The sequence below is a fragment of the Pseudomonas sp. B6001 genome (assembly GCF_013386015.1).
In the GTDB taxonomy this organism is placed as follows: Bacteria; Pseudomonadota; Gammaproteobacteria; order Pseudomonadales; family Pseudomonadaceae; genus Aquipseudomonas.
This window is the reverse complement of the sequence record NZ_JACAOX010000001.1, coordinates 40,899-53,736: the sequence shown is the minus strand read 5'-3', so window position 1 is coordinate 53,736 and position 12,838 is coordinate 40,899. Positions and strand designations below refer to the sequence as shown.

Genomic DNA, 12,838 nt, shown 5'->3' with positions numbered 1-12,838 from the left:
GCGTTCGAGAGAGAAACCCGTGGAGAAAAGCAGACGACGTACGTTCGCCTGGGCCGTTGGCACGTTGTTACTGGTAGCGTTGTTGATTGCCCTGGGTTTGCACTTCTTTGCAGGCGGGCACAAAGGCCGGCCGGCCGCCACCGGCGAACCGGTGGCCGTGGTGCCGGTGGTGTTGCAGGACGTGCCGGTGTATATCGATGCCCTCGGCACCGTCACCCCCACCCGCAGTGTGACCGTGGTCACCCAGGTCGATGGCATCCTCAGCAGCGTGGAATTCAAGGAAGGCCAGCACGTCAGCAAGGGCCAGGTGATTGCGCGGATCGATGACCGTGCTCTCAAGGCCCAACTGGCCGTGGCCAAGGGTACCCTGGCCCACGACCAGGCTGTGTTGAGCAATGCCCAGCGCGATCTGGTGCGCTACCGCGAACTGGTCAAGGCCGGCTCTACCAGCCAGCAAACCGTCGACACCCAGGCGTCCTTGGTCCAGCAACAACTGGGCACCGTGGCTGCCGACCAGGGCAATGTGCAGAACCTTGAAGTGCAGGTCGGCTACTGCACCATCACCTCGCCGGTCGACGGTGTGGTGGGCCTGCGCCTGGTCGACCCCGGCAATTACGTCACCACCACCAGCACCACCGGCATCGTGGTGATTACCCAGATGAACCCGGCCACCGTGGTGTTCGCGGTCCCCGAGGACGACCTGGGTGCAATCAACCAGGCCCTGGGCCGTGGCGCCGTGACGGTGCTGGCCTACGACCGCAACAAGAAAGCCCTGCTGGCCACCGGCAGCCTGTTGGCCCTGGACAACCAGGTAGACACCTCCACCGGCACCATCAAGGTCAAGGCGCAGTTCGATGATTCGGGCAGTGCGCTGTTCCCCAACCAGTTCGTCAATGCGCGCCTGAAGGCCGACACCCTGGCCCAGGTTGCCGTGGTGCCCACCCGGGCGATCCAGCATGGCAGCAAGGGCGATTTCGTGTTCGTGGTGAATGGCGACAAGGCCAGCCTGCGCAACATCAAGACCGGCCCATCGATGGGCGATGTGTCGGCGGTACTCGAAAACGGGGTCAAGCCAGGCGAACAGGTGATCACCGAAGGCGCCGACAAACTGGATGACGGTTCGGCCGTGAAGGTCGTCGCCCAGTGAGGAGCTGCCGAGCATGAACATTTCGCGGCCCTTTATCGAACGTCCCGTCGCCACCACCTTGATGATGGTCGCGGTGCTGTTGCTGGGCATGTTGGGGTATCACCTGTTGTCGGTGTCGGCGTTGCCTGAAGTCGACTACCCGACCATCCAGGTCTTCACCCAATACCCCGGCGCCAGCCCGGACGTGGTCAGCTCCTCGATCACCGCGCCGCTGGAGCGCCAGCTCGGCGAGATGCCGGGCCTCAAGTCCATGAACTCCACCAGCTCCGACGGCGCTTCGGTGGTGACCCTGCAATTTGACCTGTCGCTGTCCCTGGATGTGGCAGAGCAGGAAGTGCAGGCCGCGATCAACGCCGCCGGCACCTTCCTGCCGGCCAACCTGCCGTACCCACCGGTATACAGCAAGGTCAATCCGGCGGATGCGCCGGTGCTGACCCTGTCCCTGACCTCCGATGTGTTGCCGCTGACCAAGGTCGAGGACCTGGCGGATACACGGCTGGCGCAGAAGATCTCGCAGATCACTGGCGTCGGCCTGGTGACCATCAGCGGCGGTCAGCGCCCGGCGGTGCGGGTCGAGGCGAATACCTCGGCGCTCAATAGCCTCGGCCTGTCCATTGATGACCTGCGCACCTCCCTCGGCACGGCCAACGTCAACCAGGCCAAGGGCAATATCGACGGCAAGTTCCAGGCGTATTCGATTGGTGCCAACGACCAGCTGCAATCGGCCGAGGAATACCGCGACCTGGTGATCGCCTATAAAAATGGCGCGCCGATTCGCCTGTCGCAGATCGCCAGTTCCACCCAGGGCCCGGAGAACCCGCGCCAGGCTGCGTGGACCAACAGCACGCCGTCGATTGTGCTGAACATCCAGCGCCAGCCAGGCGCCAATGTGATTCAGGTGGTCGACCGCGTGCAGCAATTGCTGCCCAAGCTGCGGGCCAGTTTGCCGGGTACCTTGAAGGTCGATGTGCTGACCGACCGCACGCAAACCATCCGCGCCTCGGTCACCGATGTGCAGTACGAACTGGCGGTGGCGGTGCTGCTGGTGGTGATCGTGATTTTCATTTTCCTGCGCGACGTTGCGGCGACGGTTATTCCGGCAGTCACCGTGCCGCTGACGCTGGTGGGCACCCTGGCGGTGGCTTATGCGCTGGGCTTTTCCCTGAACAACCTGACACTGATGGCGCTGACTATCGCCATCGGATTCGTGGTGGACGACGCCATCGTGATGATCGAAAACATCACGCGCTATATCGAGGCGGGCGACTCGCCGCTGGAGGCGGCGCTCAAGGGGTCGGAGCAAATCGGTTTCACGATTATTTCGCTGTCGATTGCGCTGATTGCAGTGATGATCCCGCTGCTGTTCATGGGCGATGTGGTCGGCCGGCTGTTCCGCGAATTCGCCATGACCGTGGCCGTGACCATCGTTATCTCGGCGTTCATCTCCCTGACCCTCACGCCGATGATGTGCGCGCGGATGCTCAAGAATAAGCACCAGGAACGCCGCGCGGATTTCTTCGACCGCATCAACACCCACTACGTGCGTGGCCTTGACTGGGTGTTGGCGCACCGCACCTTGACCCTGATCTCGATAGCGCTCACCGCCGCGCTGACCCTGATGATTCTGGTGATCATGCCCAAGGGCTTTTTCCCCGACCAGGACACCGGGCTGATCCAGGGCATTTCCCAAGCCGCGCCGACCGTTTCGTTCCAGCAGATGCAGACCGAACAACAGCGCCTGGCCGCGCGAATCCTCAAGGACCCGGCGGTGCAAAGCCTGTCGTCCTTTGTGGGTATCGACCAGACCAACCCGACCATCAACCAGGGCAACCTGCTGATCAACCTCAAGCCGCGCGGCGAGCGTGACAGTGCCACCGAGGTGATCCGCCGGCTCTCCGATGCCAACGCCGACGACGCCGGGATCCGCCTGTACCTGCACTCGGTACAGGACCTGACCCTCGACGCCACGGTGTCCACCACCAGCTACCGCCTGGGCCTGCAAGCCACCGATCCGGACGAGCTGGAAACGTGGACGAACAAGCTGCTGGCGGCGATCAAGCAAGATCCGATGTTCACCGACGTGCAAAGCCAGGCGATGCAATTCGGCAATCAGATCCAGCTGACCTTTGACCGCGCCACCGCCTCGCGCCTCGGCATCACGCCCCAGGCGATTGACGACGTGCTGTATGACGCCTTCGGCCAGCGCCAGGTCTCGACGATCTACACCCAGCTCAACCAGTACCACGTGGTGATCGCCACCGACCATCCGCCGCGCAACTTGCCGGACCTGCTCACCGGGTTGTACGTGGACATTCCCGGTGGCGGTGTGGCGCCGCTGTCGAGCATGGCGACCCTGCAGGTGGTGCGGGCGCCCGTCACCATCAACCGGCTGGGCCAGTTTCCGTATGCCGACGTTTCGTTCAACCTAGCGCCCGGCCAGACCCTTGGCGCGGCGGTCACGCGGCTCAAGGACATCGAGGCCAAGGTCGGCTTGCCGCTGTCGGTGCAGGCCAACCTGGAAGGCGCGGCGGCGACGTTCGAACAGTCGCTGTCCAACCAGGTATTCCTGGTGGTGGCGGCGATTGTGGTGGTGTACCTGATGCTGGGGATTCTGTACGAAAGCTTCGTGCACCCGGTGACGATCCTTTCGACGCTGCTCTCGGCAGCGCTCGGGGCCTTGCTGGCACTGCTGGTGACCGGCACACAGTTCGACATTATCGGATTGATCGGCATTGTGCTGCTGATCGGCATCGTGATGAAAAACGGCATCATGATGGTCGACTTTGCCCTGGAGTTGTTACGCGAGGGCGGCCTGAGCCCCACGGCCGCGATCCGCCAGGCGGCAGAGTTGCGGTTCCGGCCGATCCTGATGACCAGCATGGCGTCGCTGTTCGGCGCGGTGCCGCTGGCGCTCGGTACGGGGATTGGTTCGGAGCTGCGTCACCCGCTGGGCATCGCGATTATCGGCGGGTTGTTGCTCAGTCAGTTGCTGACGCTGTTTTCCACGCCGGTGATCTTCCTCGCCATGCACGGCCTGGGGCAGCGCTTCAGCCGCCGCCCGGCTGAAGCGGTCTGATGGCAATGAACCTCAGCGCGCCGTTTGTTCGCCGCCCGATTGCAACCACCTTGATGGCGGCCGGCCTCGCGCTGTTTGGCGCGCTGGCCTTCATGCTGTTGCCGGTGGCGCCGTTGCCGGAGGTGGATTTCCCGACCATCAGCGTCAGCGCCTCGTTGCCCGGCGCCGATCCGACCACCGTCGCCAGTTCAGTGGCCACGCCCCTGGAGCGCCAGTTCGGGCAGATCGCCGGGGTCACGCAGATGACCTCATCCAGCAGCTTGGGCTCGGCGCGGATCATTTTGCAGTTCGACCTGAATCGCGACATCGACGGCGCCGCGCGGGATGTGCAGGCGGCGATCAATGCCGCCCGCAGCAACCTGCCCAGCGACCTGTCCGGCAACCCGACGTACCGCAAGGTCAACCCGGCGGATTCGCCGATTCTGATCATCAGCCTGACCTCCGACAGCGCCACGCCGGGGCAGATGTATGACGTGGCCTCGACCCTGTTGGAGCAGAAGTTGTTGCAGACCACCGGGGTCGGTGACGTGACGGTGGGCGGCGGGGCGCTGCCGGCGGTGCGGGTGGAATTGAACCCCGATCGGCTCAACCAGTACGGCGTCAGCCTGGAGCAGGTGCGCCAGGTGATCAACGCCTCCAACGTCAACTTGCCCAAGGGCAACGTGGCCATCGGCGACCGTAACTACGGCATTGCGGCGAATGACCAGTTGCTCGATGAAAAGGACTACGGGCCGCTGGTGGTCAAGGCCCACAACGGCGACCTGATCCATATCGCCGACCTGGGCTACGTGCGCGAAGACGTGCAGGACCTGCGCAACTTCGGCCTGTCCAACGGCAAGCCGGCGGTACTGCTGGTGGTGTTCAAGCAGCCGGGCGCCAACGTGATCGAAACGGTGGACGCGGTGAAAGCCTCGCTGCCGTTCCTGCAAAGCTCGATTCCGGCGACGATCAAGCTCAACCTGCTGATGGACCGCACCACCACCATTCGCGCCTCGTTGCATGACGTCGAGATCACGTTGCTGGTGTCGATCCTGCTGGTGACCCTGGTGACCTTCGGCTTCTTCCGCGACTGGCGCAGCACCCTGGTGCCGGCGATTGTGGTGCCGCTGTCGCTGCTCGGCACCTTCGGCGCGATGTACTTCCTCGGCTACAGCCTGAACAACCTGTCACTCATGGCGCTGACGATTTCCACCGGCTTTGTGGTGGACGATGCGATTGTGGTGGTGGAAAACATCATGCGCCACCTGGAGCGCGGCAAGACCCGGGTGGAAGCGGCGCTGGCCGGTGCCCAGGAAGTCGGCTTCACGGTACTGACCATCAGCGTGTCGCTGGTGGCGGTGTTTATTCCGCTGCTGCTGATGGGCGGGATTGTCGGGCGGCTGTTCCGCGAGTTTTCGGTGTCGTTGTCGGTGGCCATCGTGATCTCGATGCTGATCTCGCTGACGGTTACACCGATGCTCGCCAGCGTGCTGCTGCGCGCGCCGAAAGCGATTCATGAAGGCAATGAACACCCGGACTCGCGCTTTCACCGCTTCTACGATCGCACCCTCGGTTGGGTGATCGACCATACGGTGCTGATGGGTTTTGTGACGGTGTTGGTGATCGTGCTCGCCGGCGTGTTGTACGTGCTGGTGCCCAAGGGCTTTTTCCCCCAGGAAGACACCGGACGCTTGCAGGGCAGCATCCTGGCGAACCAGAGCATTTCCTATGGGGCGATGCAGAAGGACTTCACCGAGATCAACCGCAAGGTGATGAAAAACCCGAACATCGAAACCGTCGCCGGGTTTGTCGGCGGTGGCGGAGGGGGCGGCGGGGCGGTCAACAGCGCGCAGATGTTTGTATTGCTCAAGCCCCTGGGCGAGCGCAAGGACAACGCCACCGAAATCATCGGCCAGATCCGCCGCAGCCTTGGCGACTTGCCGGGCACCAAGCTGTATTTGCAGTCGGCCCAGGACATCACCGTGGGTGGCCGGCAAAGTGGCGCGCAATACCAATACACCCTGACCGCCGATGACCAGGAGTCGCTGGACGAATGGGTGCCCAAGGTGGTGGCGGTGCTGCGCAAATTGCCGCAACTCACCGACCTCAATACCGACCAGCAAGACAACAGCTTGCTGGCCAATGTGCAAATCAACCGGGACACGGCGGCGCGCCTCGGGGTGAGAGTCTCGGCGGTCGACCAGACGCTGTACGACGCCTTTGGCCAGCGCCAGGTCGCGACCCTGTATCGCGCGGCCAACCAGTACCACGTGGTGATGGAAATCGCTCCGGAATACTGGACCGACCCTTCCGCGCTCAAGGGCATTTATGTGCCGACGGGCACCCAGGCCACGACCACCAAGGGCACCACGGCGGCGCCCAACCTGACCACCGGGCAGACCCTGGTGCCACTCTCGGCACTGGCGGATAACACGGTGGCGCGCACCGCAATTTCCATCAGTCACCAGGGCACGTTCCCGGCGGTGACAGTCTCGTTCAACCTGGCGCCCGGCACGTCCATCGGCCAGGCCACGGCGATGGTGGACGATGCGGTGAAGCAACTGCGCATGCCCGCCAGTGTGGTCGGCCAGTTTGCCGGTACGGCCCAGGTGTTCCAGTCGTCGGTGGCCAGTGAGCCACTGCTGATCGTCGCTGCGTTACTGTGCGTGTATATCGTGCTGGGCATCCTCTACGAAAACCTGACGCACCCGCTGACCATTCTTTCGACCTTGCCCTCGGCCGGCGTCGGTGCGTTGATCGCCTTGCTGCTGACCGGCACCGAGCTGTCGATCATTGCGCTGGTGGGGGTGATTCTGTTGATTGGTATCGTGAAGAAAAACGCGATCATGATGATCGACTTCGCGATCACCGAGCGGCGGGAGTTCGGCCTCACGGCCAAGGAAGCGATTCGCCGGGCGTGCCTGATCCGTTTCCGGCCGATCATGATGACCACCCTGGCGGCGATCCTTGGCGCGCTGCCGCTGGTGCTCGGCACCGGTTATGGCTCTGAGTTGCGCCGGCCGTTGGGGATTTCGATTATTGGTGGCCTGCTGTTCAGCCAGGTGCTGACGCTGTACACCACCCCGGTGATCTACCTGTGGCTCGACCGGGCGTCACAGCGCCTGGGTCGGCGTAAGGAAGCAAGGTTATGAACGTGAAATACAGCGTGCTTTGCATCAGCCTGCTGCTCGGCGGCTGCATGGTCGGGCCCGATTACCAGAAGCCCGCCATGGAGCTGCCGCAGTCGTTCAAGGAAGGCGCGCAGTGGCAGCGCGCGGCGGCTAACCCCCAAGGGGCGATGGACAGCCAGTGGTGGCTGGCCTATCAGGACCCGGTGCTGAACGACCTGGTGGCGCGCTCGGCCAAGGCCAACCAATCGATCATCGCGGCGGAGGCCGCGTACCGTTTGGCTCAGGCGCAGGTGGCGTCCAGCCGGGCCGGTTTGTGGCCGACGGTGGGCGTGGGGTTGTCGGGTTCGCGGGGAACGGCAGGCAGTGGTAGCGGCACGTCCACCACCGGTACCACGGCGGGCGGCGTGCAGAACAGTGTCAGCGCAACCTTGACCGCCAGTTGGGAGCCGGACCTGTGGGGCCTGGTGCGGCGCGGGATAGAGTCCAGCCAGGCGACGGCCCAGCAATCGGATGCGTTGCTGGCCGGGGTGCGGCTGTCCATCAGTTCCAGCGTGGCGAGTAACTACCTCGCCCTGCGGCAGATGGACATCGACGTGCGCCTGTTGCAGCAACAACAGAAGATCAACCAGCAACTGCTGGACATGATCCAGGTGCAGTTCACCCAGGGCGTCGCCACCAACGACCAGTTGCTGGTGGCTCAGGACCAGTTGACCACCTCGATTGCCGACTTGCAGACCTCCCTGCGCGACCGCGAGCAATACGAACACGCGCTGGCCGTGCTGGTGGGCGTGGCGCCGAGTGAATTCAGCGTGGCGGTGCGCAATGACTACAGCTTCGTGGTCCCGCGGCCACCGTTGACCTTGCCGTCGACCCTGCTGCAACGGCGTCCCGATGTGGTGGCGGCGGAGCGCTCGGCAGCGGCGGCCAACGCGAAAATCGGCGTGGCTGAAGCCGCATTCTTCCCGACCCTGGATCTTACTGCCGAGGCCGGTTACCGCGGCAGTGCGTTGGGCGGGTTGTTCTCCCTGCCCAATCGCATCTGGACGTTGGGCCCGGCGCTGGCGGAAACCCTGTTCGATGGCGGCGCCCGCGAAGCGGCGGTCAAGCAGGCCGAGGCCAGCTATGACCAGATCGCCGCGACCTACAAGGGCACCGTGCTCAGCGCCTTGCAGAACGTTGAAGACAACCTGTCGGCAATCAACCACCTGCAAACCCAGGCCGATGCGTTCCAGCAGGTGTACCAGCGTAATCAGCAACTGTTCGGCAGCCAGGAAGCACAGTTGCGCGCCGGCACCGTGAGCCAGGAGGCCGTGCTGACCCAGCAACTGGTGTTGCTGCAAGCCGAGCAGAATCTTCGCGACACCCAGGGCCAGCTCAGCCAGGGCAGTGTGGCGCTGATCCAGAGCCTTGGCGGGGGCTGGCAAACGCCTGCGCGCTGAACGGCTCGCTAACCCGGTGTGCGCCGCGTTATTCTCGGCGCACTTTGAATCACGGGAAGCCCGAGCCATGGCAGGAAGCAGTTTGCTGGTATTGATCGACGACATCGCCGCGGTGCTCGACGATGTGGCGTTGATGACCAAGATGGCTGCGAAGAAAACCGCCGGCGTGCTGGGGGACGACCTGGCGCTGAATGCCCAGCAAGTCTCCGGGGTGCGCGCCGAGCGGGAAATTCCGGTGGTGTGGGCGGTGGCCAAGGGCTCGTTCGTCAACAAGCTGATTTTGGTGCCGGCTGCGTTGCTGATCAGCGCGTTTGCGCCGTGGGCGGTCACGCCGTTGTTGATGCTGGGCGGCGCTTACCTGTGTTTTGAAGGTTTCGAAAAACTCGCCCATAGCTTCTTCCACAAACGCACCGAAGAGCAGGCGCACCTGGTGGAAGCCGTGGCGGATCCGGCCACGGACCTGGTGGCCTTCGAGAAGGACAAGATCAAGGGCGCGATCCGTACCGACTTCATCCTCTCCGCCGAAATCATCGCCATCACCCTCGGTACCGTGGCCGATGCACCGCTGATGCAGCAAGTGATCGTGTTGTCGGGTATCGCCATCGTCATGACCATCGGCGTCTACGGCTTGGTGGCCGGTATCGTCAAACTCGATGACCTGGGCCTGTGGCTCACCCAGAAGCCCGGCCAGGCGGCGCGCAGCATCGGCGGGGCGATCCTGCGGGCGGCGCCGTACATGATGAAAAGCCTGTCGGTGATCGGTACGGCGGCGATGTTCATGGTCGGCGGTGGCATCCTGACCCATGGTGTGCCGGTGGTGCATCACTGGATCGAGACCGTGAGCCAGAGTACTGGCGGCCTGGCGTGGTTGATGCCGACGTTGCTCAATGCCGTGGCGGGGATCATTGCCGGGGCCGTGGTGTTGGCGGTGGTCAGCGTGGTGGGTAACCTCTGGAAGCGTGTGAGGGCATAGGCATTTGATCGAGCGACGGCAATTCAGCGGAGGCATGAAAGGCAAGAACCTCCGTTATCTGAATGAAAATCCCGGCGAGGCCCGTCAGACGGTGCGTGCGGGATTTGTGTTGCTCGAACATTTCTCGCTGCCGGCGTTTACCCAGGCGCTGGATACGCTGATCACCGCCAACCTGCTGCGGCCCGCTTCTTTTTCTACCTCGACCTTCGGCTTGCGGGAAGGCGAGGTGATCAGTGACCTGGGGCTGGTGATCCGGCCCGATGCGCGGCTTGAGTCTTCGGTGCTTAAAGAGTTGGACCTATTGGTGATATGCGGTGGCTATCGCACTGAACTGAAGGCTGCGGAGGAGTTTATCCACCTGCTGAAAAGCGCCTCGGAGCAGGGTGTGAGCCTGGCCGGTTTGTGGAATGGTGCGTGGTTCCTGGGGCGTGCGGGATTGCTGGGCGGCTACCGCTGCGCCGTGCACCCGGAACATCGCCCGGCCCTCGCTGATTTCTGCAAGGCGACGCAGGTCAGCAGCGAACCCTATGTGATTGATCGCGACCGGCTGACGGCATCGAGCCCTTCCGGTGCGTTTCATATGGCGCTGGACTGGATCAAGGGGCTGTACGGCAAAGCGCTTGTGGAGGGGATCGAGGACATCCTGGCGTTTGAGGAGTCGCGCTACCGGCGGGTGAAACCCACGGAAAACGTGTGCTTGAGCGCGCCCCTGCGCGAGGTGGTCAACCTGATGGACGCCAACCTCGAAGAGCCTCTGGAGCTTGAGCAACTGGCCGTTTATGCGGGCCGTTCCCGACGCCAGTTGGAGCGTTTGTTCAAGGAGCAGCTTGGCACCACGCCCCAGCGTTATTACCTGGAACTGCGCATCACCGAGGCCCGTCGGCTGCTGCAACACACCGAGCTGTCCCAGGTGGACGTGCTGGTGGCCTGCGGGTTTGTCTCGCCGAGCCATTTCAGCAAGTGCTACAGCGCCTACTTTGGCTACAGGCCATCCAAGGAAAAGCGCCTGGTCAAATAGCCTGAGATTGGCATTCGCCACAAATATAGATACGATGCTAATCATTAGCTTGCTATCTATATGTGGGTTTAATGAAATCCTCCACCTTCCAGCTCCCTGATTTCTGGCAGGCGACGTTGACCCCGTCCCGTAGCGATCTGCTGTTTGCCTTGCGCAACATGATCGCCGGCGGGGTCGCGTTGTACCTGGCCTTCTGTTTTGACTTGCAGCAACCGCAATGGGCCCTGACCACCGTATTTATCGTGGGCCAGTCCACCAGCGGCATGGTCCTGGCCAAAGGCGCCTATCGGCTGGTGGGTACGTTTGTCGGGGCCATGGTTTCCATTGCGATGATCGGCGTGTTTGGCCAGGCGCCGCTGCTGTTCCTGCTGTGCATGGCGCTGTGGCTGGCGTTCTGCACCACGGGGGCATCCTTGCTGCGCAATCATGCGTCCTATGGGTTTGTGCTGGCGGGGTACACCACGGCGATTATTGCGCTACCCGCTACGGCGGCACCGCTGGGAGTGTTCGATGAGGCGGTGGCACGCTGCCAGGAGATCAGCCTGGGGATTCTTTGTGCCTCCATCGCCAGTACGATTCTGTGGCCGCGCCGGGTCGAGCAGGTGCTGGCGGTTCAGGCGCGCGCCGCCTGGCAGGCCGGGGTGCGGGCTGCCGCTTCGGAGCTGTTGGGTACCGACCAGCGTAAAGGCTTGCTCGAAGCATTGAGCCGCCTGGTGGCGGTGGACAGCCAGCGCGACCATGCCTGGTTTGAAGGGCCCAAGGGCCGGCGCCGCTCCCAGGCCTTGCGGGTGCTCAGCCGTGATCTGCTTAGCCTGCTGCGGGCGGCGCGGGGCGTGGCGCGCCAGCGGATGATGCTCGATGAAACGGCGGCGGTCGGGCCACTGATTGAAGCGGTGGCTTCGGCGTTGCAGCAGGAGCGTCTTGATGAACTGCCCGAGTTGTCACAACGGCTTGGCCTGGCGTTGCAGGATCCGCAGCTTGGCCAGGAGGCGCACTTTTGCCTGGTGCAACTGGCGCAGGTGTTGCGCTTGATTGAGCTGGGTGCATTGACGCTGTCGGCGGTCGAGCAGGGCAGGGTGCCGCCCGGCGCACCGGGGGCGATGTCCTGGCACCGGGATATCGAGCAGGGGGTGCTTGGCGGGCTGCGCAGTGCGTTGGCGTTTCTGGCGGTCGCGGCGTTCTGGATCTTTACGGCATGGCCTTCGGGTTTGGGCGCGGTATCGATTTGTGGCGTGGTGTTGAGCCTGTTTGCAGCGCGGGAAAACCCGTCGGCTTCCAGCCTTAACTTCCTCAAGGGCATAGCGCTGTCGATCCCGGTGGCCGGTTTTGTGTGCTTCGTGCTGTTGCCCGGCTTCGATGGCTTTCCCTTGTTATGCCTGGCGTTGGGAGTGCCGCTGTTTTTCGCCTCGTTGTGCATGAGCCGCCTCAAGCTGGCGGCCACGGCCTCGGCGTTCTGCATCTTTTTCGTCAACAACGTCGGGCCCAGCAATGTGATGACCTATGACTTCGCCGCGTTCCTCAACAAGGCCATCGCGACGCTGGTGGGGGTCGGGATTGCCGTGGTGGTGTTTCGGCTGATCCAGCTCAATCCCGGCGAGCATCACTATCGGCGGATGTTCAAGGCGTCGCTGTTCGACCTGGCGCAATTGACTTCCCGTCCCCTGGAGCAGGCTGAAAGCTGGTTTGGCGGGCGCATGGCGGACCGGCTGATTCGCCTGTCGCGCTACAGCGAAACCTTGCCTGCCGATCGCCGTGTCCACTGGGATAACGGATTGCTGGGGCTGGACCTGGGGGATGAGTTGCTGGAGTTGCGCGCCTGCCTGGCGGACAGCCGGGGTGCGTTGGCGATTGAGCGCGATCGCTATTTGCGGGCATTGGAGTCGGTGTTGGAGGAGGGTGGACCGAGCGTGGCGAATGAGTCGCTGATGGATGCGGCCAGCGTTGCGATGCTTGAAGCGCTTGAACAGCCTTCGGGATTGGCGGAGCAGGATCGGGAAATGGCCAGGGCGGCCGTGCTGCAACTGCGGTTTACGTGGCGTAAGTGGTGTCGGCGGGGGGTGTAGGCGCTGGCAAGC

The 12,838-nt window shown here is 63.4% G+C and carries 7 protein-coding genes; all 7 read left to right on the top strand.

The genetic code is table 11. The features are described from left to right. Positions 1 to 19: 19 nt before the first annotated feature. A complete protein-coding gene (locus HX821_RS00210) occupies positions 20 to 1,147 on the top strand; it encodes an efflux RND transporter periplasmic adaptor subunit (RefSeq protein WP_177035111.1) in 1,128 nt (375 codons plus the stop codon). Between the two features lie 13 nt (positions 1,148 to 1,160). After that, positions 1,161 to 4,223: an efflux RND transporter permease subunit gene (locus HX821_RS00205; RefSeq protein ID WP_177035110.1), complete on the top strand. Its 3,063-nt coding sequence runs from the start codon at positions 1,161 to 1,163 to the stop codon at positions 4,221 to 4,223. A gap of 5 nt (positions 4,224 to 4,228) precedes the next feature. Then, entirely contained in the window at positions 4,229 to 7,354 is a 3,126-nt protein-coding gene (locus HX821_RS00200) for an efflux RND transporter permease subunit (protein ID WP_177035220.1), read from the top strand. Further along, a complete protein-coding gene (locus HX821_RS00195) occupies positions 7,351 to 8,772 on the top strand; it encodes an efflux transporter outer membrane subunit (protein ID WP_177019607.1) in 1,422 nt (473 codons plus the stop codon). Before HX821_RS00200 ends, HX821_RS00195 begins: the two co-directional genes overlap by 4 nt. 67 nt (positions 8,773 to 8,839) lie before the next feature. Continuing rightward, a complete protein-coding gene (locus HX821_RS00190; protein ID WP_177008362.1) occupies positions 8,840 to 9,745 on the top strand; it encodes a DUF808 domain-containing protein in 906 nt (301 codons plus the stop codon). Between the two features lie 34 nt (positions 9,746 to 9,779). After that, positions 9,780 to 10,763, top strand: a complete 984-nt coding sequence (locus HX821_RS00185; protein WP_134327091.1) for a GlxA family transcriptional regulator — start codon at positions 9,780 to 9,782, stop codon at positions 10,761 to 10,763. A gap of 71 nt (positions 10,764 to 10,834) precedes the next feature. After that, entirely contained in the window at positions 10,835 to 12,826 is a 1,992-nt protein-coding gene (locus HX821_RS00180; protein WP_177035109.1) for an FUSC family protein, read from the top strand. Positions 12,827 to 12,838 lie beyond the last annotated feature (12 nt).

Excerpts from the sequence above, each read along its gene's own strand:
- HX821_RS00185 (WP_134327091.1), top strand. The coding sequence starts at position 9,780 with ATGAAAGGCAAGAACCTCCGTTATCTGAATGAAAATCCCGGCGAGGCC.
- HX821_RS00180 (WP_177035109.1), top strand. The coding sequence starts at position 10,835 with ATGAAATCCTCCACCTTCCAGCTCCCTGATTTCTGGCAGGCGACGTTG.
- HX821_RS00205 (WP_177035110.1), top strand. The coding sequence starts at position 1,161 with ATGAACATTTCGCGGCCCTTTATCGAACGTCCCGTCGCCACCACCTTG.
- HX821_RS00195 (WP_177019607.1), top strand. The coding sequence starts at position 7,351 with ATGAACGTGAAATACAGCGTGCTTTGCATCAGCCTGCTGCTCGGCGGC.
- HX821_RS00190 (WP_177008362.1), top strand. The coding sequence starts at position 8,840 with ATGGCAGGAAGCAGTTTGCTGGTATTGATCGACGACATCGCCGCGGTG.
- HX821_RS00200 (WP_177035220.1), top strand. The coding sequence starts at position 4,229 with ATGAACCTCAGCGCGCCGTTTGTTCGCCGCCCGATTGCAACCACCTTG.